This is a genomic window from Lentzea aerocolonigenes (assembly GCF_000974445.1).
GTDB lineage: Bacteria > Actinomycetota > Actinomycetes > Mycobacteriales > Pseudonocardiaceae > Lentzea > Lentzea aerocolonigenes.
The window spans coordinates 278,095-300,855 of sequence record NZ_BBOJ01000012.1; the positions used below are offsets into that span (position 1 = coordinate 278,095).

Annotated in this window: 14 protein-coding genes; 5 read left to right on the top strand and 9 right to left on the bottom strand. The window is 70.1% G+C overall.

The annotated features are described in order from the left end of the window. Positions 1-75: 75 nt before the first annotated feature. Positions 76-1,173, bottom strand: coding sequence for a calcium:cation antiporter (locus AOM45_RS24020; RefSeq protein WP_030467350.1), 1,098 nt, complete (start codon positions 1,171-1,173; stop codon positions 76-78). Between the two features lie 118 nt (positions 1,174-1,291). Then, entirely contained in the window at positions 1,292-1,684 is a 393-nt protein-coding gene (locus AOM45_RS24025) for an SSI family serine proteinase inhibitor (protein ID WP_030467351.1), read from the bottom strand. A 204-nt stretch (positions 1,685-1,888) separates the two neighbouring features. On the opposite strand from AOM45_RS24025, the gene AOM45_RS24030 reads away from it, so the two are divergent. The 5 genes from AOM45_RS24030 to AOM45_RS24050 all read left to right on the top strand — a co-directional run bounded on the left by AOM45_RS24030 (position 1,889) and on the right by AOM45_RS24050 (position 7,711). Further along, entirely contained in the window at positions 1,889-2,518 is a 630-nt protein-coding gene (locus AOM45_RS24030) for a D-alanyl-D-alanine carboxypeptidase family protein (protein ID WP_236703809.1), read from the top strand. 88 nt (positions 2,519-2,606) lie between these two features. Next, on the top strand, positions 2,607-3,224 hold the full coding sequence (locus AOM45_RS24035) for a TetR/AcrR family transcriptional regulator (RefSeq protein WP_030467353.1): 618 nt from the start codon (positions 2,607-2,609) through the stop codon (positions 3,222-3,224). Positions 3,225-3,297: 73 nt separating this feature from the next. Then, on the top strand, positions 3,298-4,725 hold the full coding sequence (locus tag AOM45_RS24040; RefSeq protein WP_030467354.1) for a hypothetical protein: 1,428 nt from the start codon (positions 3,298-3,300) through the stop codon (positions 4,723-4,725). 33 nt (positions 4,726-4,758) lie between these two features. After that, complete coding sequence (locus AOM45_RS24045; protein ID WP_051783227.1) at positions 4,759-5,253, top strand: COG4315 family predicted lipoprotein; 495 nt, start codon at positions 4,759-4,761, stop codon at positions 5,251-5,253. A 223-nt stretch (positions 5,254-5,476) separates the two neighbouring features. Next, positions 5,477-7,711 (top strand): exo-beta-d-1,3/1,6-glucosidase, encoded by a 2,235-nt coding sequence (locus AOM45_RS24050; RefSeq protein WP_030467356.1) that lies wholly within the window; start codon positions 5,477-5,479, stop codon positions 7,709-7,711. Here the strand turns inward: AOM45_RS24050 and AOM45_RS24055 are convergent. The 7 genes from AOM45_RS24055 to AOM45_RS24085 are packed head-to-tail and all read right to left on the bottom strand — an operon-like array spanning position 7,689 to position 22,492. Then, a complete protein-coding gene (locus tag AOM45_RS24055) occupies positions 7,689-8,462 on the bottom strand; it encodes a hypothetical protein (RefSeq protein WP_030467357.1) in 774 nt (257 codons plus the stop codon). The two genes, AOM45_RS24050 and AOM45_RS24055, sit on opposite strands and share 23 nt — an antisense overlap. Beyond that, positions 8,459-10,195 carry a methyltransferase domain-containing protein gene (locus AOM45_RS49780; protein ID WP_051783229.1) on the bottom strand — a complete coding sequence of 579 codons (1,737 nt, stop codon included), beginning with the start codon at positions 10,193-10,195 and terminating at the stop codon, positions 8,459-8,461. The genes AOM45_RS24055 and AOM45_RS49780 overlap by 4 nt, the downstream gene beginning before the upstream one ends. Beyond that, complete coding sequence (locus tag AOM45_RS24065; RefSeq protein WP_030467359.1) at positions 10,192-11,319, bottom strand: glycosyltransferase; 1,128 nt, start codon at positions 11,317-11,319, stop codon at positions 10,192-10,194. The genes AOM45_RS49780 and AOM45_RS24065 overlap by 4 nt, the downstream gene beginning before the upstream one ends. Continuing rightward, on the bottom strand, positions 11,316-12,098 hold the full coding sequence (locus AOM45_RS24070) for an alpha/beta fold hydrolase (protein WP_030467360.1): 783 nt from the start codon (positions 12,096-12,098) through the stop codon (positions 11,316-11,318). Before AOM45_RS24070 ends, AOM45_RS24065 begins: the two co-directional genes overlap by 4 nt. Next, entirely contained in the window at positions 12,091-12,351 is a 261-nt protein-coding gene (locus tag AOM45_RS24075; RefSeq protein ID WP_030467361.1) for an acyl carrier protein, read from the bottom strand. Before AOM45_RS24075 ends, AOM45_RS24070 begins: the two co-directional genes overlap by 8 nt. Next, complete coding sequence (locus AOM45_RS24080; RefSeq protein ID WP_030467362.1) at positions 12,351-16,016, bottom strand: type I polyketide synthase; 3,666 nt, start codon at positions 16,014-16,016, stop codon at positions 12,351-12,353. Before AOM45_RS24080 ends, AOM45_RS24075 begins: the two co-directional genes overlap by 1 nt. After that, positions 16,004-22,492 carry a type I polyketide synthase gene (locus AOM45_RS24085; protein ID WP_030467363.1) on the bottom strand — a complete coding sequence of 2,163 codons (6,489 nt, stop codon included), beginning with the start codon at positions 22,490-22,492 and terminating at the stop codon, positions 16,004-16,006. Before AOM45_RS24085 ends, AOM45_RS24080 begins: the two co-directional genes overlap by 13 nt. Positions 22,493-22,761: the final 269 nt, after the last annotated feature.

The following is a 22,761-nucleotide window of genomic DNA, read 5'->3' on the forward strand; positions in this document are numbered from 1 at the left end:
GGGACCCCTTTGTGGTAACCGGCGTTACCGCAATGTAGGGCCGAACGTCGTAATGTGGCAACAGCGGTTTTCGCTTTATGGATTCACCGCGAGGAACAGGAACGCCGCCAGCAGCACCAGGTGCACGCCGCCCTGCAACCTCGTCGCCCGCCCCGGCACGACGGTCAGCACGCTCACGAGAACCGTGAGCAGCAGCAGGACCATCTGCGTCGAGCCGAGGCCCAGCAGCAGCGGGCCGTCGAGCCACACCGTCGCCAGCGCGATGGTCGGGATCGTCAGGCCGATGCTCGCGATCGCCGAGCCGTAGCCGAGGTTGAGGCTCGTCTGGATGCGGTCGCGCAACGCGGCGCGGGCGGCGGCGATCGTTTCGGGCAGGAGCACCAGCAGCGCGATCACGACGCCGACGAACGACTGAGGGAAGCCCGCGGCGCGCACGCCGGCCTCGATCGCGGGCGACTCGATCTTCGCGAGGCCGACCACGGCGATCAGTGCGACGAGCAGCAGGCCGAGGGACGCGAGGGCGGCCTTGCCGGAAGGCGCTTCGGCGTGTTCATCCGCCTCGATCACGCCGTCCTCGTCGACCGGGAGGAAGAAGTCGCGGTGGCGGACGGTCTGGGTGAAGACGAACAACGCGTACAGCGCGAGGGAGGCCAGTGCGGCGAACGCGAGCTGCGGGCCGGAGAACTCGGGGCCGGGCGCGGTCGTGGTGAAGGTCGGCAGTACGAGCGTGAGCGCGGCCAGGGTGATCACCGTGGCGAGCGCGCCGCCGCTGCCCTCGGCGTTGAAGAGCGTCGTGCCGTGCTTGAGTGCGCCGAGCAGCAACGCGATGCCGACGATGCCGTTGGTGGTGATCATGACCGCGGCGAAGACGGTGTCGCGGGCGAGTGAGGACGCTTCCGGTCCGCCGGACACCATCAGCGTGACGATCAGAGCCACTTCGATGATCGTGACGGCGACCGCGAGGACCAGCGATCCGAACGGCTCCCCCACCCGCAGCGCCACGACCTCGGCGTGGTGCACGGCGGCGAGCACGGTCGCGGCGAGCACCACCGCGACGACGGCGACGAGCACGGGTGCGAGGTCACGCCCCCAGGCGAGCACGAGCAGCAGCACGCCGAGCACGGGGGTGATGGTCGTCCAGGACAGCAGCGGAAATCGCGAGGTGGCGGCCATGATCCAACCCTCGCACACCGCCGGGGCCGTGCGCCATTCGGCGGAACACCCATTCAAGGGCGAAGAAATGTGGAGCGGAGCGCCCCTGCCGCGCCCCGCTCCACATTAATGGCCGGTGTTAGAAATCGAACACCGCACCGGTGTGCGCCAGCATGACGCACGAGTTCGGGTAGGTGTGCACCTCGTTCACGGGCTCACCTCGCCAAAAGCCGAACATCGAGACCTCCACGGGCGCGTAGATGAAGGTGCACGCGCGGCCGTCGGCACGCATGGCCCGCAGGTCGGCGCCGGTGGACGCCAGCGTCGCGCAGGCGAGGGCCCTGCGCGGGTGGCTGTCACCTCGTTCGCAGGTCAGGACGGTAGCCTTGAAGGCGTTGTCCTCGATGTCCGAGTACTGCACGGTCAGCACGAGCGCGGTGTCCCCGTGGGCAGAGGGTGCGGCCTGCGCGGTGCCTCCGACGATGAGAAGTGACGCGAACAGCGCAACGAACGCGAGAATGCGCTTGAGCATGGAAAGCGGTCCTCCTGAGACCTCATGAAAATCGGGCCGGTTCTCGGCCGCCGGAGATGTTGCCATCATGTTTCGTGGCGGCGAAAGGGGCCAGCAAACGTTCACCGATCACATTTGCGCGCTCCGCCGAAAGCGTGATTGGGCCGAATGGATGTGTTCCCCGCCACGTCCGCCGGGACACAGCTGCCGACGGACTGTTACGGGTTGCTGACAGACACGCCCACTGCCGGACGTATTATCGAAATCATGTCCAAGACCTCCAGACGCGTCGTGTTCGGCGTGCTGCTGATCGTCACACTCGTGGTTTCCACCGGCGGCGCGCTGGGATACCTGGGCAGATTGACGCTCGTGTTCGACCGGCACCCCGGAAAGCCGCTCGCGATTCTCGAGGAAGTGCCGGGACCGCCGGACGGACCGAAGTGCTCGATCGACGCCCGCTATCTCGACGAGGCTCCCGACGGCCTGCGCCCGGACGTTCTCCAGGCGTGGAAGTCGTTGCGCACCAAGGCCTCTGAGCAGGGCGTTCAGCTCTGCCTGAACGACGGCAAGCGCAGCCGTCAGCAACAGCAGAAGGAGTTCGACGAGGCGGTCAAGAAGTTCGGCACCGAAGAACTCGCGTCGAAGTACGTGCTGAACCCGCCGGACCGGTCGATGCACGTGATCGGACTCGCGGTCGACATTCAGCCGATCGAATCGGCGAAATGGGTCGAGAAAAACGGCAGCACCCTCGGCTGGTGCCGCCGTTACGAAAATGAGCAGTGGCATTTCGAGTACAACGCCGGCTACTCCACCGGGGGCTGCCCCGCACTCGTTCCGAGCGCGACCGGCAGCTGAGTGCCCGTCAAAGGTCTAGACGCCTGGGGTGCGCACGAGGTTGCGCCGACGTAATCTGACAACCCGAGTTACCAGATTGGAGCACCCGGTGGCACGTGCCTACGGCGGCATCTCACCCGAGCAGCGCAGGGCCGAGCGCAGGGCCCGCTTGCTGCAGGCCGGGCTGGCGCTGTTCACCGGCACGGGTTTCGCCGCCACCAAGATCTCCGGGCTGTGCACGGAGGCCGGCGTCTCCACCCGCAACTTCTACGAGGAGTTCGCCTCCAAGGAGGACCTGCTCCGCGAGCTGCACGACCTGATCAACGCCACGGCGTTCAATGAGGTCCGCACGGCGATGGCACAGCTGGAGACCGCCGACCTGGCCACCAGGATCACGACGTTGCTGGACGTGTTCGTGCGCAGCGTGACGGCGGACCCCCGCGCACCGCGCCTGAACTACGTCGAGGCCGTCGGCATCAACGCGGAGATCGAGCAGCAGCACGTGCGGTGGGTGAACACGTGGGCCGAGTTCATCGAGGCCGAGGCGCTGCGGGCGGCGGCAGCGGGGGTGGCGCCGCAACGGTCGTACCGGCTCACGGCGATCGCACTGGTGGGGGCGACCACCGGGCTGCTGCGCGTGTGGCAGGCGCACGAGCCGCCGCTCGCGGTGGACGAGATCGCCGCGGAGATCCGTGAGCTCGTGCTGGCCGCGATCACTCGGCCGTAGCGCGCTGGTCGGTTCGGGCCATCTCCTTCCGAAAGCACCCCGGCCGTTGTGGCGACCGTGATCCGATGGCGGCGTGCGAACGGCGACGAGACTCCTCACCGCGGCGGCGGTCGTGGTCGGCTACGTGGCGTTGATCCTGGCCATCGCGGCAGGCATCGATCTGCGTGAGCGCAACGCCTTCCACGACGCACCGGCTCAGCACGCCGCGTTCCTGACGGCCGTGGAGCAGGGCTCGGCGGAAGGCGCCAGGGCGGTCTCCGCGTGGTTCAGCGAACACGCGCCTGACCGCAGCGCGGCCAGGACGTCGATCTCGTTGGCGGCGAGCGCGGCCGAGCACGACGACTTCGACTTCGCCCGCCGGTACGTCGGCGACGTGCCGGAGGAGATCGAGCAGGACCAGGCCACGCTCGACGAGGACTTCGAGCGGGCCTGGGGACGAGCCGTGCCGTGGCTCGTGATCGGAGCGGTCCTGGTGGCGGGAGCGCTCGTCCTGCGCCACCGCAGGCGCGCGGCCAACGCCGACGTCGTCGAGCTGGTCAACCGGTTCGTGCCGCCGCGGCCGAGGTGGCGGCGACCGATCTTCATGGTGGTCAACGGCGTCGGGTACGTCCTGATGGTCGCCGGCTTCCTCGGGGTCGTCGCGGTGACGCGGGCACAGGAGATCCCTTGGGGCGTCAGGGGAATCATGCTCGTCGGCGGCCTGATCTCGCTCGTGATCGCCTACTACCTGCTGCGGTACTCCCGCCCGAGGTCGACACCGAGCGCGGCCGCGGTCCTCCAGTCCGACTGGCGCAGACCCGTGCTGTACCTGCGTGGTTTCGACGACGACCCCCATGCGGCCGTGGTCGACGACCTGCCCGGTGCGCTGCCGCAGGGACTGCTCTCGATCCACTCCCGCGAGGAGCAGCTCGTCGGCGCGCTCGGGGCGTTCGGACCCGTGGTCGCGGTGGGCAGGCCGGGCGAACCGCTGCCGCACCTGGGCGCCGCGCGGTTCTACCTGCCCGGTGACGACTGGCAGACCGGCGTCCGGACGCTGATGGACATGTCGCAGCTGATCGTGCTGCGGCTCGGTGAGGGCGAGGGCCTGTGGTGGGAGGTCGAGCAGGCCCGCACCACCCAGCCGCCGTCCAAGCTCGTGCTGCTCGTTCCCGGTGAGCACAACGGTCTCGTGGAACGGCTCGACGCCCAGCTGCCGTCGCCGACGGGCCTGGAGCAGTTCCGGACCGGCCAGTGGACGTCCGCGGTCGTCGTGTTCGACCAGGACTGGAACCCGCGGGTGCACGGGGTCGGCCCGTTCCCCGGCGACAAGAACAAGTACGGCGCGCCGGTGTTCTACGTCGCCCGCGCGATCCAGGCCGCGCTGCAGTCGCTCGGGACGCGCCGCAGGGCGTTGGGGATCCGGACCAACCGCGGCATGCTCGCGGTGTTCGGCAAGGCCCTGCTGCTGGTTCCGGTGTTCGTCCTGGTCGTGTACTTCCTGCGGCTGATCTTCCTCTGGTGAACCGGACCCGGCCGCCTGTCCGTAGTTCAGTGCGTGAGCCGATTCGTCGCTTTCGTGCTGCTCGTCGTACTCGGTGCCTGCTCCTCTCCGCCCGAGGAGACCGCGACCCTTCAGGAGCTGGAAGCCGCGGCGGGCCCCGCCGCCGGCCCGCCGCAGGTGCTGCCAGGTGACATCGCGAACTTGCAGGTGGAGCAGTCGCCCGCCGTCGGCCCGGTCGTCGCCGACCGCGAGCACTACACGCTCTACCTCAACACCGAGGACGGCTCGTCGAAGTCGACCTGCCTCGAACCCGAGTGCACGCTCGTCTGGCCGCCGCTGCTGGCCGCCGGAGGCAAGATCGAGGCGCCCGAGCTCGACCAGAAGCTGCTCGGCACCATGAAACGCCCTGACGGCACGGAGCAGGTCACCATCGGCGGCCACCCGGTGTACCGCTACGTCGACGACGAGCAGGCCGGCGACGCCACCGGTCACGGCAGGGACGACCGCTGGTACGCCATCGCTCCGAACGGCTCGAAGGCCTCGCGCTGACGCCCGAGGCACCGAATATTCGGCGCTGACAAGCAGTCACGCCTGGACCACGCACGGGAACCGGCTGCTCGAAAGGGCAGCCGGTTTGTCGCGTTCGGGTTACTCGAACGATTCGTTTGTACCGGAATCCGGGAAACCGGTATCGCGCGGAACCGGTTTCGGGTAATCATCGTGAGAGCGCTCCCATAGACGCTGCCGCCGCACGAGCCCTCTCGGAGACCACATGGATCGCGACGACGTGCCCTACCTCGACGCCACGCTGCCGACCGCACACCGGGTCGCGGACCTCCTGGGCCGCATGACGCTGCCCGAGAAGGTCGGCCAGATGATGCAGCTGGACTCGAGGGAGGACCTGGACGACCACGTGCTGCGCAAGCACGTCGGCTCGATCCTGCACACCTCGCCCGAACGAGTGCTGCGCGCGCAAGACCTCACCACGCAGACACGGTTGCGGATCCCGTTGTTGATCGCCGAGGACTGCATCCACGGGCACTCGTTCTACGAGGGCGCGACGATCTTCCCGACCCAGCTCGGCATGGCCGCGACCTGGGACCCGCAGCTGGTCGAGCAGGTCGCGCGGGTCACCGCCGTCGAGGCCGCCGCGACCGGGGTGCACTGGACGTTCTCCCCGGTCCTGTGCATCGCGCGCGACCTGCGCTGGGGCCGCGTCGACGAGACGTTCGGCGAGGACCCGGTGCTGATCGGTGAGCTCGCGGCCGCGATGGTCCGCGGCTACCAGGGCGACGGGCTGAAAGACGACACCGCGATCCTCGCCACCGCCAAGCACTTCGCCGGCTATTCGGAGACGCAGGGCGGCCGGGACGCGAGCGAGGCCGACCTCTCCCGCCGCAAACTGCGGTCCTGGTTCCTGCCGCCGTTCGAACGGGTCGCGAAGGAGGGCTGCGCGACGTTCATGCTCGGCTACCAGACCACCGACGGCGTGCCGATCACGGTCAACTCGTGGCTGCTCGACGAGGTGCTGCGCGGCGAGTGGGGCTACCGGGGCACGTTGATCACCGACTGGGACAACGTCGGCCGCATGGTCTGGGAGCAGAAGCTCCAGCCCGACTACGCCCACGCCGCCGCGGCCGCCGTCAAGGCGGGCAACGACATGATCATGACGACCCCCCAGTTCTTCGAGGGCGCGCTCCAGGCCGTCGAGGACGGGTTGCTGGCGGAGTCCGACCTCGACCGCGCGGTCACCCGGATCTTGACGCTCAAGTTCGACCTCGGCCTGTTCGAGAACCCGCGCAGGCCCGACGCCGAACGCCAGCGCGTCATGATCAACCACGACGACCACGTGGCGCTGAACCTCGAGGTCGCGCGCCGGTCGCTGGTGCTGCTGCGCAACGACGGCGTGCTGCCGTTCGCCAAGGGCAAGATCGCCGTCGTCGGTCCCCTCGCCGACGAGGCGCAGACCCAGCTCGGCGACTGGGCCGGGTCGTCCGGCCAGGCCGACTGGCTGCCCACCGGCCACCCGCGCGAGATGATCACCACGGTCCTCGACGGCCTGCGCGAGCTCTCATCGCAGGAGGTCACCTACGCGCGCGGTGCCGACATCCTGACGCTCGAACCGGACCCCGAGGGCGACACGTTCCCGGACGGCCAGCCGCGCCCGAAGATCGTCCAGCCGTGCCCGCCGGACGCGAACCTGATCGCCGAGGCCGTCGCGGCCGCGGAGGACGCGGACTACGTGGTCGCCGTCGTCGGTGACCAGATCGAACTGGTCGGCGAGGGACGGTCCACCGCCACGCTCGACCTCATCGGCGGCCAGATCGCCCTGCTCGACGCGCTCGCCGAGACGGGAAAGCCCCTGATCGTGGTGCTGCTCGCGTCGAAGCCGCTGGTGCTGCCCGCTTCAGCCCGCAACGCCGCCGCGTTGCTGTGGGTGGCGAACCCCGGCATGCAGGGCGGCCGGGCGATCGCCGAGGTGCTGCACGGCCTGGTCGAGCCCAGCGGCCGGTTGCCGATCTCGTTCGCGGCGCACGCGGGCCAGCAGCCGACGTACTACAACCAGATCCGCGGCCAGCACGGCTCGCGCTACGCCGACCTGACGCAGGAACCGGCGTTCGCGTTCGGCGAGGGCCTGTCGTACACGACGGTCGAGTACGGCGACCTGCACGTGGAGACGGCCGTGCTGCGGCCGGACGAGACGGTGCGCGCCTCGATCACGCTGACCAACACCGGCTCCCGGCCCTCACGCGAGACCGTGCAGGTCTACGTCAGCGACGCCGTCACGTCGGTGAGCTGGGCGGACAAGGAGCTCAAGACGTTCAGGCAGGTCGACGTGGAGCCCGGCGAGACCGTGCAGGTCGACCTAGAGCTCCCGGTCTCCGCGTGCACGATCGTCGACGCCGCCGGCAACCGCGTGGTGGAGCCCGGCGAGTTCGTCCTGCTCGTGGGGCCGAGCTCGAAGGACCTGCGCCGGGCCGAGTTCACCGTAAAGCCTCAGTTTTGAAGGAGGCAGGCGTGATCGTGAGGTAGCGGGGAGGGACCTCCACCGCCTTCGTGATCGCCTTCTTCACCGCCGGGACCAGGTCCGCGTCGACCAGCGCGACAGCGGGCCTGCCCGGCGGGTCGACCAGCGTGCTCGCCCCGCGTGCGCCGGCGGCCAGCGCGGCGCGCACCACCGCGTCCTGCTCCGGATCCGGGTCCTGAACGCTGTGGTAGGCCGTCAAAGCAGCGCCGAGGTCGTCGGTGTCCCGGACGTACGGCCGCTCCACCTGAGGTTGCGGGCGCCGGATCCGCGTGTCGACCACGAGCAACCGTTGACCGGGCAGATCCAACTCGGCTGCTTCCGGTTCCTCGTGAGAACTTCCCGCGAGATCACGCAAAGCCAGGCCGACCGCCGTCCGCAACGCCTCCCCCGCCGCCAGACCACTCCCCTGCGGCAGATCAACGCTGCACATCAGCGTGGCGCCACCCGTTGCCTGAAGGCCCGCTGCCCACGCCGGGACGTCGTCGGAAGGCAGCAGAGCGCGTTCGGTGGGCCGGTTCACCGACACCAGTTCCAGCCTGCCGTCGTCGCGCTGGTCCCCGGCCACGATCGCGCCCCACTTGGCGTGCACCTTCACCGCGCCACCGAGCAGGTTCAGCACGCCCGGCGCGTACCAGACCCCTGCCGCGGGCCTGCCGAACGTGCGCCGGAACGCGTGCGGCACCAGCCTGAGCTCCGGCGCGATCTCAGGCCGATCCGCGATGTCGATCATGACGTCTTCTGGGCCAGCAGGCGGTAGGCGTTGCCGCGGTCGCTGCGGCGCGCGAGGAACCGGTTCACCGTCTGGTCCAGCGCCATCGCCACGAAGAACGCCGGGATTCCCAGCGACCACACCAGGAAGCTGCGGGTCCTGCGCAGGCGCACCCGTTCCGGACGCCACGGCGCGGGCGTGCGGGGCGCGATGTTGCCGAGGAACAGCAGCAACGCGAGCGTGAAGTCGTTGCAGAGGTGGGCTTTCGATCGTTCCGTGGCCACGGTGGTCAGACCGCGGTCGGCCAGCGCGTGCTCCAGGTTGCCGATCGGCATCATGTGCTGGTGCTGCGGCTGGAACCACGGCATCCAGTACTTCCCGAACAACCGCCCGAGCCGCCACTCCGGGTCCGGCAGCTCGATCAGCAGGTACCCGCCGTCGGGCAGCACGTCGGCCACGATGTCGAGCTCTTCCCACGGATCCCGCACGTGTTCCAGGTAGTGGTGCATGCTGATCACGTCGTACCGGCCCTTGAGCTCGCCCGCGAACTCCTTGAAGCTGCCCCGGTAGGACTGCTCGATCCGGCCGAGCCTGGCCGCGTCCTCGATCGCCGCGCCCTGGTCCAGCCCGTCGAACGTCGTCTGCGGCAGAACCTCCTTGGCTGCCAGGCAGAAGTGTGCGTGCCCGGAGCCGACGTCCAGCCACCGCTCGGGCTTCGTGAACGGTTCCACCAGCCGCGCACGGCCGTAGTAAGGATCGTTCTTGCCGGAGAACACCGCCTCCGCCGACGTCTCGCCGAGACCGTCGTAGAAGTCGCGGTAGTAGAACCCCAGGCCTTCTTCGGACAGTCGCGGGTTCTGCCAGACGTGTCCACATCGGACACAGCGGTCCATCGTGAACGTGCCGGGCTTGCGCTGCACCAGGTCCGTGGCGGTGACCCACCGGCGCAGGTCCTGGCTGCCGCACGACGGGCAGTCCTCGCGCCGCTTCTCGTGGAAGTTCCGGTCGCGGTTCTGCTCGTACCAGGGCGTAGCCTGCTTCAGGTGCTCGGCCTGACGCCGTTCGGCCGTGGACTTCTTGCCGCTGGCCGTCTTGAACCACAGGTAGGGCGTGCGCACGAACCGCGGCACCCACAGGTCACGGGGCTTCAACGGCGTGCCGGCGAACACCAGGAGCGGGTGCGCCCAGTAGGCGGCCAGCGCGGCGAGACCCCACCGCCAGTCGGTGACCAGGGCGCCGACCACGGCCGCGTAACCGATGACCGAGCCCGCGATCCACAGCGACGGCCGCTTCCCGAACTGCCGCAGCGTCGCCGCGCGGTACCCGAGGTCGTACGGCCCGGCCTTCAGCCCCGGCGCGACCGCGATGTCGACCCGTGCCCGCACGTGGTCCTTGACCCGCCGCACGAACGCGACGAACTCCGTGGGGTCGTCGCGGTTGATCTCCTCCGCGTACTCCGGCCGCACGAGCACGGCCTGCGACGCGCTGATCCCGCGCGCCCACTGGTCGTCGCGGTACTTGGCCGGGTCGACCGATCCGAGCAGGTCGAGCGCGGCGACCGTCGGCAGGTCCGGCGGCACGAGGTCGACGAGATCGTCGTCGGTCTGCCACGAACCCTCGGGATGCACGCCCGTGGCGGCCAGAAGCGTGTGTCCGCCCGCGCCAGGGGAGAGCACTCGCAGTTTGGACGCGCGGGAACGCAGGCGCAGCACGTCCATCAGGACGACGAGCACCACCAGCACGGTGAGGATCACCCGGCCACCACCTTCTCCAGTCGGTCGGCCGCGGCCGCTGCGCCGCCTGCCGCCAAGAACGACTCCCGCACCAGCTCCGCGGCGGCCGTGTACTCCGGCTCGTCCAGCACGGATTCCAGTGCACTGCGAATATCTGCGGCTCGTGCCCGTGAATAGGTCAGCCGCACGCCGGCGCCTGCCGCCACGACCTGGGCGGCGACGGTCGGCTGGTCGTCCCGGATGGGGGCCACGACCAGCGGCAACCCGTGCGCCAACGCCTCGCACACCGTGTTGTGGCCACCGTGCGTGACAACCGCGTCGAGGTGCGGCATCAACGCGAGCTGCGGCACGGACGGCAGCATCAGGACGTTCGGAGGCGCGGGGCGCGGCTCGGCGACCATGACGACCTGGAGGTCGAGACCGGCCACGGCTTCCAGTGCCTGGCTGAGGAAACGTTCTCCGGCCGGCCCGTTCAAAGTCCCCAGCGAGACGAGCACTCGCCGTTGCCCGGTCAGGCGTTCCCACGGGAACTCCACCCGCTCCACCCGGTGTGCGAGCGCCGGTCCCACGAAGGCCACCTCGTCGCCGAACTCCTCCCCCACCAGTGCCGCCGAGCTGTACACCAGCACCAGCCGGTCCGAGAACCTGATGTCCCCGCCCGCGAAGTCGTGCAGCAGGTCCCGCACCCACGCGTCGACCTTCGGCATCGTCCTCAACGGATTCACCAGCTCCGCCGACGTCGACGCCGACGTCACCCACGGCAGGCCCGCGTTCCGCGCCACCAACGGACCCGCCAGCGCCTGCTGGTCCGCGACCACCACGTCCGGACCGAACAACGCGACCGCGTCCGACACGCCAGGCACCATCGCGTGGCCGAGCGGGATGAGGAACTCCTCCCAGAAGAACTTCAGCACCGCCATCCCGCGCAACGCGAGCCACCGCTCCCGCTTCGCCCGGATGTCAGCCTCCACGACGTCGTCGATCGCGGGGAAGATCCGCGCGTCGTCCGGCAGCAACGGCGCGAGCGTGCCCGGATGCCCGACCCACGCGACGTCGTGGCCGCGCGCCAGGAGTTCGCCGCCCACGGACGCGGTCGGGTTGACGTGGCCGGTCAACGGGGGCACCACGAACAGGAACCGGCTCATGACGGCAACCAGTCCAGCAGCACGTCGAGCAGCTCGGCCGTGGCTTCCCGCAGGACCGTGTGCCCCAGCCCGGACACCACGTGCAGCCGGCACGACGGAATCCGTTCCCGGAGCTCGGCCGCGGCCCCGATCAGCTCGGACTCCGAGCCGTAGACCCCGAGCACCGGGCACTGGACCTGGGTGAGGTCGAGCTTCGCGCCCGAGCCGAGGTCGTCGATCAGCGTGGTGCCGTTGAGCAACGCGTGGGCGTTCACCGCGAGCTTCGCGATCTTGCGTTGCCCCAGGGCCATCAGCTGGTCCTGCGTCCGGTCGAACTCCAGGCCCAGTGCCGCGACCGTCAACGTGTTCGTGATGTCCTCGAACCACGCGTCGCCGACCACGCCCCCGACGGCCGACTCGACGAGCACGACGCCGCCGACCCGTTCGGGAGCCTGGACCGCGGCGTGCATCGCGACGACGCCGCCGTAGCTGTTGCCCAGCAGGAAAACCGGCTCGGTGACGCCGATCTCGTCCAGCACGGCGACGAGGTCCGATGCGCTTTCCTCTGGTGTGTAACCGGAGGGTGGCCGTTCGGACAGGCCGTGCCCGCGCAGGTCGAACAGCACCGTGCCGAACCCGGCCTGGGCCAGCGGTGCGGCGAGCGTGTAGTAGAAGCTCGACAGGTTGTCCATCACCAGGCCGTGCACGAACACCACGGTCGGCGCACCTGCTTTTGTGTCTGCTGGCGGCCCGAGCCGCTGCACGTGGAAGCGCAGCCCTCGGGCGTGAACGTCAGACACGAGCCGTGATGTGGTCGACGAGACGGCCCACGGACATCGCCATGATCTCGTCGATGTCCATGTCCGCGAGGAACGCCACGAGGTCGACGCCGTAGTGGGCGTTGAGCTTGTCCGCCAGCGCGACGAACTCGATCGACTCCAGCCCCAGGTCGTCGCTGAACGTGGTGTCGCGGGTGATCTCCACGCCCAGCAGGAAGTCTGCCCCGACCACCTCGGTGATCAGCTTGGCGACCTGCTGCAGCACCTCGTCCATCAGTTCTCCGTCCTCACCCTGGCTGCTGCAATTCCTCGTTCCGCGACGACCTCGACCCGCGGCACGGCGAACGCGCCGCGCACCCGGCCCGAGACGTCGACGGTCAGTTCCGCCGGGTAGATCGGCCCGGCCCCGCGGTCCCACAGCCACGCGCGCACGGCGTCCTTCGCCGCGATCACGCGCAGCAGCCAGTCCCGTTGCGCGGGCACGTCCAGCTCGCCGTAGTGCCGTCTCTCGGTCGAGTTCAGATACCGGCGCATGATCAGGTCACGGGTGGCGCTGTCGGACCAGTTCTCCACGACCCGCAACCACTCGTCGTCGCGAGTGGACAGCATTTCGGTGCCCGGCTTGAGCTTGACCTGCCAGATCCGGTCGTCCGTGGTGAACCGGCGGGTGGTCCAGCCGGTGATGCGGCACCACAACTCGCCGTTCACGGTCAGCTCGGCGTCGGCGACCATCTCCTGGGCGGTCACCTCGCGGATCCAGGCCGTGCACCGGACGTCACCGGTGGGAGCGGGTCCGCTGAACGAGACCTGCTCGATCCCGGTCGGCAGCACGGTCTGGTCCTCCGTGCGGCTGACCTGCATCCAGTGCCCGATCAGCTGCCCGGCGCTGTCCAGCAACGCGCCGGGCGCGGGCAACGGCGTGAGCACGCCCGCGATCCCGTTGTCCGCCAGGCAGTCGATCTTCGTGACGCCCGCGAACGCCGGCCCGTGGAACATCCAGTTGTCGCTGTACAGCTCCTGGGCCGACACGGGAGCCTCACGGACGCCCTGGAGCTCCTTGCCGACCGGCTGCACGGCGACCGGCGCCATCAGCACGACGCCCTCGGCGTAGTCGCCGACCTTCACGACGACGCGGTCGGGGCCTTCGGCGCGGGCGGAGACCTTCACGGTCGTCGCGGGCAGTGCGGTGAGCCAGCGCTTGGCCTTCACCTGCGCGAACCCGTGCACGGTGCCGCCGGTGAGCCTGCGCGCGGCGTCCGCGAACACCTCCAGCAGACCGGTCGCGGGCACGATCGGGAACCCGTCGGAGAGGTCGGTCCAGCCGGGCGGCTGCGGGAACACCGAGTGGTCGACGAGCTCCGGCATGGTGCGCAACGAGAACTCGCGGGTGAACCCGGCCTCGTTCGGCCGCAGCGCGCTGACGACCTCGCGGGCGACGGCGTTGGTGTGGGCGAGCAACGCGTTGACCGCGGCCGACATGGGGGTGTCGTCGGCGACCAGCGCCGGTTCCGCGCCGAGCGGGTCGACCTTGATCTTCGGCGTGCCGAGCCGCAGCTTGACCTTGTGCGCCGTGCCGCGCTTGAGCCCGAACGCCCACAACGCTTCCGGCGCGATGTCCGCGTTCACGGCGACGTGCGGCCGGTCGGACAACGTGTCGCCGACGAACCCCGGCAGACTTCCCTGTCCGATCTGGACGAACGCGCGGAAACCGGCCTGGTGCAGCCGTTCCAGCAGCGGCCGGAACCGCACGGGCTCGACGAGGTGGCGCAGGACCAGCTCGCGCACGTCGTCCGCGCGCATCGGTTCGAGGGAGTTGGCCGACCACACCGGGACGTCCGACTCGCGGACCGGCAGCCGGTCGAGCATCTCCCTGGCCTGCCCCAGGTACGGAGCGAGAGCCGGGGTGTGGAAGCCCGTGCGGAACGGCATCAGCTGCGCCATCACGCCGCCTGCCTTGAGCTTCTCCAGCACCCGTTCGAGGTCGTCGATCGGACCGCAGATCACCGACTGGTGCGGGCAGTTGTCGTGGCTGATCGTCACGCTCTCGGTGAGGTACTGCTCGGCCGTGTCGGCCGAGCATCCCAGTGCGGCGTAAGCGATGTCGACGACTGCCACCGCGCCAGGCCCGAGCGCGCCGACGAACTCGTCGATCGTCGGATAGATGCCGCCGACGACCATGGCGGTCCACTCGCCCATGCTGTGCCCGGCGAGCGCGCCGGGCGTGATGCCGAGCGCCATCAGCTCACGGGCCTCGCGGCGACCGTCCTGCAGCAGCGCCACGGCGTGGTCGACGACCTCACCGCTGAACTCGCGTTCGAAGCCGGGGAACAGGAACGCGACCTGGTCCGTGCTGGTCACCAACGGCTGCGGCGAGAACCAGATGTCGTGCCGCCCCGGCCACGCCTTGCCCTGGGCGAGCACGCGTTCGGCGAGCTTGAGCTTGCGTTCGTCCGGGTTGCCGACGGTGAGCCGGAACGCGCGGTCGGCGCTGGACGTGCGGCGTTGTTTCAGCGCCCTGGCCAGTTCCTCCGCGGTGTCGGCGGCGAACGTCATGACGGGCTTGCGGGGCTTGGCGATCGTGTGGCCGTCGAGGACGGCGTGTGCGTTGATCCCGCCGAACCCGAACGCGTTCACGACCGCGCGGTGCGGCCCGCTCCACTCGCGGGCGGTCGTCACCGGCGTGAACCTGGTGCCCTGCAACGAGCTGTGCGGCTTCTCGACGTGCAGCGTGGGCGGCAGCGTGTTGTGGTGCAGGGCGAGGGCGGCCTTGATCAGGCCGGCCATCCCGGCGGCGGGCATGGCGTGGCCGATCATCGACTTCACCGTGCCGATGCCGATCTCGTCGCCCTGGTCGCCGAACGCGTTGATCATCGTCTGCAGCTCGGCGGCGTCACCGGCGGGCGTCGCGGTGCCGTGGGCCTCGATCAACCCCGGTGAGCTCTCGTGCGGGTCGAGACCGGCGTTGGCCCACGCCCGCCGCACGGCGAGGAGCTGGCCGTCCGGGTTCGGCGTCATCATGCTGGTCGCGCGGCCGTCGCTCGCGGTGCCGATGCCGCGGATCACCGCGTAGACGCGTTCGTCGCCGACGTCTTCGAGGCGCTTCAGCACGACCATGCCGACGCCCTCGGACAGCAGCGTGCCGTCGGCGCTCGCGTCGAACGGCCGGATGCGCTCGCTCGGGCTCAACGCGCGGAGCTGGGTGAACACGCTCCACAACGTCGGGTGGTGGCAGACGTGGACGGCGCCGGCGAGCATGGCGTCCGCGCGGCCCTCCTGGAGCTCGCGGACGGCGTGCTCGACGGCGACCAGCCCGGACGCGCAGGCCGCGTCGACCGTGTAGGCCGTGCCCTTGAGGTCGAACCGGTTGGCGATCCGCGACGCCGCGAGGTTCGGGACCAGCCCGATCGACGCCTCCGGCTGCTCGGGCCCCAGCCGGTCCCGGATGGCTTTCCTGACCGTGGTCAGGTCCGCGCCCGCCAGGTTCGGGAACAGGTCCCGCACCACGGACACGACCTCGTCGGCGAGCCGGACGCGCTGGTCGAGCCGCGCGCAACCGGGCGTGAGGTAGCCGCCGCGGCCGACGACCACGCCGACGCGGTCCCGGTCGGGAAGCGCTGCTTCACCGCCCGCGTCCGCGATGGCCTCCGCGGCCGTGGCGAGCGCGAGCAGCTGGTCGGGTTCCGCGCCGTCCACTGTGGACGGCATGATGCCGAACCTGGTGGGGTCGAACTCCGCCAGGTCGTCGACGAAACCGCCCTTGCGGCAGTAGAACCTGTCGCCGGTGGTGCTGTCCTGGTCGTAGTACGTGGCCGGGTCCCAGCGGCCGGGCGGGATCTGCCCGATCGCGTCGACGCCGGAGACGATGTTGCGCCAGAACGTCGTGGCGTCGGGAGCACCGGGGAAGACGGCACCGATCCCGACGATCGCTATGCCTCCCATCGGTAGACCACCTGCACGTCCTGACCGTTCGCGATCTCGTTCAGCAACGCGTCGACGCCCAGCTGCGGCTCGATGAGCGGGATGCCGCGGCGCGCGTACTCGTCGGCGAGCCCGACGGCCATGCCCGCACCGGCCCAGGGACCCCAGTCGATGGCGACGACCCGCCGTTGGGTGCCCCAGAACCTGGCCAGGCGGTCGAGCGCGTCGTTCGCCGCCGAGTAGTCGGCCTGGCCGCGGTTGCCGAACACCCCGCTGACGCTGCCGAAGAGCACCAGGAAGCCGTCCGTGCCAGAGATGTCGAACGCCTTGGCGCCGTTGACCTTCGTCGCCCAGACGCGGTCGAACGACTCCTGGGTCTTGTCCGCGATCAGCTTGTCGTCCAGTACCCCGGCGCCGTGGATGACACCGTCGAGGCGGCCGAACCTGGCCTTGATGTCGTCGACGACCTTGCCCACGGCGTCGGCGTCGGTGACGTCGCACTCGTGGTACCGCACGCTGGAGGCCTTGGCGCGCAACCGTTCCAGGGTCTGGCGGACCTCGCGTTCGGCGAGGACCTTGCGGGCCTTGGCAGGGACGTTGTCCTTCTCCCCCAGCTCGAACAACGCCTTCACGAGCTCGGGTTCGGTCGTGGCGTGGCTGAGCCTGTGGTCTTCCGGTGCGATCGGGGTGCGGCCGATCAGCTCGATGTGGCACCCGGTGCGTTCGGCCAGAGCTGCGGCCGCCAACGCCGTGATGCCGCGGGCGCCGCCGGTCAGCAGCACGACGCTGTCCGCGTTGAGATCGAGGACAGCGGTGTCCAGTTCCGCGGGAACCGCGTCGATGACCTGGCGCCTGCCCGCCTGGTAGCCGACGACGGCCGGTCCCGGCCCGATCTCGGCGAGGAGCGCGGTGGCGATGTCGCGGTGGCTTTCCTTGGTGTTGACGTCGACCGCACGCACCACGAGGTCCGGGTACTCCAGTGCGGCCGTGCGGATCAGGCCGTGCAGGCCGATGTCCGCGGGCAGCTCGTCGGGCGTGTGGTCGAAGCCGAACGTGCCGCCGCCGGTGGTCACCACGACGAGGTTGACGTTCCCGGTCACGCAGGCCTTGACCTCGCTGAACGCTTCCGGCAGCCGTGCGCCGAGCCTGACCACGACGTCGATCCCGGTCAGGTCGTCCGGAAACGCCGGCTCGATGCGCGGACGGGCGGTGTGGCGTTCGAGGAGGTCGGCCAGTTCGAGACCGATGCCGTTGTCGTCGATGATCAGCACGGTCTTGCCGGTGAGGTCGGCGGGCTGTGCAGGTTCGAGTGGGACGACCTGGGGAACCAGCCGCACGAGGCGGCCGGGGGCGAGGGCCGGTGCCGGGGTGAGGGCGGGAGCGGAGGTGTCCCCGAACCAGCCGACGATCCCGTCGATCGTCTTCAGCTGCGCCAGCTCGTCGACCGACCCCGTCGCCCCCAGCTCGGAGGCCAGCTCTCCCACGATCTCCGCGCGCTTGATCGAGTCGATCGACAGGTCGGCTTCCAGGTCCAGCCCCGGCTGGAGCATCTCCACCGGGTACCCCGTGCGGGTGCTGATCGTCCGCAGCACGACCGCCCGGACGTCCTTCCCCGGAGCGCTGACCGGGGCGGCGGCACCGAACCAGCCGACGATGCCCTCGATCGTCTTGAGCTGCGCGAGCTCGTCCACCGAACCCGCCGCGCCCAGCTCGGCCACCAGTTCGCCGACGATCTCGGTGCGCTTGATCGAGTCGATCGACAGGTCGGCTTCGAGGTCGAGCCCGGGTTGGAGCATCTCCACCGGATAGCCCGTGCGGGTGCTGATCGTCCGCAGCACCACGGTCGCGACGTCCTCCTGGGGCGCCGCCACCGGAACCACCACGGTCTGCTCGATCACCGGCAGCGGCGCGGGAACCGCCGCGGGCGCGGTGCCGAGGTAGCTCAGCAGCACGTCGCGCTGGGCGCTGACCGCGTCCCGCATGCCGTCCAGGAACTTCTCGACGATCTCGTCGCGTCCCAGTCCCGATCCCACGCGCAGGGCCGGGAACTCCGTCGCGGGCCGGAGCCCACCGGGCAGTGCGTCGCCGTTCGCGTCCCGCACGAGTCCTCCATCCACGTACCAGGACGGCCGTTGCGGCACGGTCGTCGCCGGTTCGGCCCTGTCCTCGAACAGCGGCGCGGCGTCCACCTCGACGCCCGCGACCGCGAGCTCCGCCATCGTGCGCAGGAACGTCACGTGGTCGTCGCAGCGCAACGCCCGGTGCGGCCGGTCGCCGAGTGTCTTGCCCACCAACGACGTCAGCACGCCACCGGGCCCGGCCTCGACGAAGATCCGCGCGCCCGCCGCGTACATCGACTCGATCTGGTCCACGAACCGGACCCGGCCCGCGAGCTGCGCGGACAGGCCGTCCCGGACGTCGGTGTGCGGCTCGGCGGTGACGTTCGACCAGACCGGGAAGGACGTCTCACCGATCGGCGTGGCCGCGAGACGTGCCGCGAACCGGTCGCGAGCGCCCGCCATCAACTGGCTGTGGAACGCGGCGGCGACCGGGATGTTCTTGACCGTCAGCCCGGCGTTCTTCAGCAGCTCCACGGCGTTGTGCACGGCCCCGGTCGGTCCGGAGATCACGACCTGCTCGGGCGCGTTGTGGTTGGCCACCACGACGTCCGGCGGCAGCAGCGCCTCGACCTCGGCGAGCGGCGCGGACACCGCGGCCATCGTGCCGGGATCATCGCCGACGGCCTCCAGCATCGCCTCGGCACGAGCCGCGCTCAGCTGCAGCAGTTCGGCAGCGTCGAAGGCACCCGCCGCGGCCAACGCGACGAGCTCGCCGTAGCTGTGCCCACCGGCCAGATCCGGCCGCACACCAACGGAATCGAGCAGCGCGGTGACCATCAGCCCCGCGATGCCGAGCGTCGGCTGGGCGTTGCGCGTGTCCGTGATCTCCGCACGCTGCCGGGAGACGTCCTCGGCCGTGAGCGCGGCCGGCGGGTACATCACCCGTTCGTAGCGAGCGTCGACGAAGTCCTTCAGCCGTGGGAAAGCCGTGACGAGGTCGAGCAGCATTCCCGGTCGCTGGCTGCCCTGGCCGGGGTACAGGAACGCGATCTTCGGCCGTTCACCCGACCGCAGCCGGACCACGTCACTCGACCGCCACGCCTCGACGTCCGCCAGCGCGTCGCGGAGGCTCTCGTGATCGCTCACCACGAAGACGGCCTGAACCGTTCCTTCACCGCACGCCGCGGCCAACGAGCGCAACGGCGTGCGGGGGTCTACGAGTGCGGCGAGGCGGGCGGCTTCTCGTTGTGCCGCAGCCTGATCGTCGCCGCGAATCAGGAACAGTTCGGCGGGCCAGACCGTCAGGCCGTGGCGCGGCTCGTCGGCGCCGGTGTAGCCCGCGAGCACGGTGTGGAAGTTCGTTCCGCCGAACCCGAACGCGCTCACGCCCGCGACCCGGTTGCCGCTCGCCCACGTGCGGTGGCCGAAGGTGAACGGGCTGGTCCGCGAGTCCCAGAAAGCGTTGGGCTGCTTGACGTGCAACGTGCCGGGCCGCACGCCGGTGTGCACGGCGAGCGCCGCCTTGATCACTCCGGCCAGGCCCGCGGCGCACTTGGTGTGGCCGATCTGCGACTTGACCGAGCCGATCGTGCAGGTACCGGGTTCGACGCCGGAGAACATCTCCGTCAGCGACGCCAGCTCCGTGCGGTCGCCGACGACGGTTCCCGTGCCGTGCGCCTCGACCAGGCCGACGTCGGTGACCGGCACACCCGCCGCCGCGTAGGCACGTTTGAGGGCCCGCTGCTGGCCTTCCGGACGTGGCGCGGTGAGGCCCCTCGCCCGGCCGTCGCTCGACGCGCCGATGCCCTTGATCACCGCGTAGACGCGGTCGCCGTCCCGTTCGGCGTCTTCGAGCCGCTTGAGGACCACGCAGGCCACGCCCTCGCCGAGCGCGATGCCGTCGGCCGTCGAGTCGAACGTCGCGCAGCGGCCCTGGGCGGACAGGGCTTTCACCGAGGCGAACATCTGGTAGTCGTGCGCGCTGTTGTGCAGGTCGACAGCACCGCACAGCACCATGTCGCTGGTGCCGCCGACGAGCTCCTTGCACGCCACGTCGAGCGCGGCGAGGCTGGACGCGCAGGCGGCGTCGACGGTGTAGTTCGCGCCGCCGAGGTCGAGCCGGTTCGCGACCCGTCCGGCGATCACGTTGCCGAGCACGCCGGGGAACGAGTCCTCGGTGAGCTTCGGCAGGTGGTCGTCCAGGCCGCGGACGCCCAGCGCGGGCAGCGCGGTGCGGACCGTGTAGGCGTTCGCGAGGTCGGCACCGGCCTCGGCGCCGAAGATCACCGACGTGCGTTCGCGGTCGAACACGCGCGTCGCGTAGCCGGCGTCCTTGAGCGCCTGGGCCGAGACCTCCAGTGCCAGCAGCTGGGCCGGTTCGATCGAGGTCAGCGAGGCGGGCGGGATGCCGTAGGCGAGCGGGTCGAACGCCGTGCGCGGGAGGAAGCCGCCCCAGCGGAACGGGCTGTCGTAGCGTTCCGGCGACCAGCGGTCCAGCGGGATCTCGGTGATGGAGTCGGTGCCTTTGAGCACGTTCGCCCAGAACTCGGCGACGTCGTGCGCACCCGGCATGATCGCGGCCATGCCGACGATGGCGACGTCCAGCGGTTCCGGTTCGACGGTGTCCGCGCCGGTCTCGGGCAGCACGCCGGAGACGATGTCCTCGTGCAGCTCCGCGATCGTGGTGGTCTCGGAGCGCAGCGTCGCGACCTGGCCGATCATGAACATGCCTTCGCGGCGTTGCTCGTCCTCGCCGACCGCCTTCAGGCCCTGCTCATCGCGCACGAGACCGCGGCTCGCGAGCCGCAGCCGTCCGAGGTTGAGCTGTTCGAGCCGTTCCCAGCTCTCCTGCTTCGGCAGTCCGGCCAGCTCTTTCCGCGCCTGCTCGAACGTGTCCACATAGGACGACTGCGCGCACCGGACCGCGTGGCCGGGCGAGGTCTCCAGCAGTGCGGTGTCCTCGCACTCGATCGCGACCTGCTGGAACACCGGCTGGATCGCGCCGTGCGTGACGGCTTCCTCGGTGAACAGGTAGGCCGTGCCGACGAGGACGCCGATCGCCGCTCCCCGTGCCGCGAGCGGTGCGGTCATCGCGGAGATCATCGCGGCCGACCGGGCGTCGTGGATGCCGCCCGCGAAGAGCGCGACGACGTCCTTCTCGCGCCCCTTGAGCACGTCGATCTGCTGCTGCCACAACGTGAAGCTGGTCCGAGGGCCGGTGTGCCCGCCGCACTCCGAGCCCTCGAAGACGAACTTGCGCGCGCCCTCGTCGAGGAACCTGCGCAGCAACGCGGGTGATGGCACGTGCAGGAACGCCTCAATGCCGGCGTCTTCGAGCTCGCGTGCCTGCGCGGGCGTGCCACCGGCGACGATCGCGTACTTCGGCCGTGTGGCCAGCACGGCCTCCATCTGCCTCGCGCGGAGCTCCGGCGGCGCGAAACCGAGCAGACCCACTCCCCACGGCCGGTCACCGAGCTTCTCGGCGGTGTGGTCGAGCAGCTCGCGGACGGCCGCGCCCTCCATCAACGCGAGCGCGAGGAACGGCAGCGCACCACCTTCGGCGACGGCCGCGGCGAACGCCGGTTGGTCGCTGACCCGCGTCATCGGACCTTGCGCGATCGGGTAGCGCAAGCCGGGAACACGTTCGCAGAACGCCCCGCCTGCACGGATCGCGCGGTGCTCACCCGCCAGGGTGAGATTCTCGCGAATGCCCCGCTGAATGGCGCCGACGACGCCTCCAACGGTTCCAAACGAGGTACGGTTGAATTCGGCGAACGCGCCTTCCTGACCTATTTCCAGCGCGTTCTGCCGAACATGCACGCGTAACCCGTCGTTCACGACCGTGTCGGCGCCGTCCATCATCCGGACCGCGTTGACAATTTCACCGGAAATCTGTTTTCGAACCTCCGCGACCAGGGTGAGCTGGCCTTCCAGCACCACTCCGCGCGCCCCGCCGGCGACCGCCGCGGCAGCCGTGTCGGGCCCGATCGACCCGGCCACCCAGACCGGCAGATCGGTCAGCGCGAGCACCTGCTGGAGCAACACGAACGCGGGCGAACCACCCACCCGGCCACCGGATTCGGCGCCCTTGGCGATCAGCCCGGCGACCCCGAACTCGATCGCCTCCACAGCCTCGGCCACCGAGGTGACCACGGCCAGCGTTCGCCGTTCACCCAGTTCAGCGCGGGTGGGGACGTACTCGGCGAGATCAACGACGACCGTGTCGGCTTCTTCCGGCAGGTCGACCGTCAACGGCCCGTGCAGCCGCACCCCGAACGCGCGCGGGTGCCGCTTCAGCACGCGGCCGAGATCAGCGGCAGCGTTCGGCCCGAGGTCGAGCACGCCGACCCCGCCCGCTCGTCCGGCCGCGACCACGAGGGCCGGGTTGGGGGTGCTGAACGGACTCAGACACAGCACCCGTTCTCGATCCGACAGCATGTTCACTGCGCTCGCTTCCTCACCGTGCAGGGGTGGGGAGAAAGGAATTCAGTTCGCTACCTACTCGCCAGTACTTTGCGTGGCCAACCGTACGCACAAACCACCGGCGGCGTCGAGAGGGGTGATGAAACTTTCTCACTTACGTAACCTGACGAATGGACCCAGATGGCGGGCCGCGCTACGCCAGTTCGCGGATGGCGCGACGTGCTATGGCATCCGCGGCACGGGCTCGACTCCCTCCCCGGCTCGCATTGCTGCCGAGATGTCCT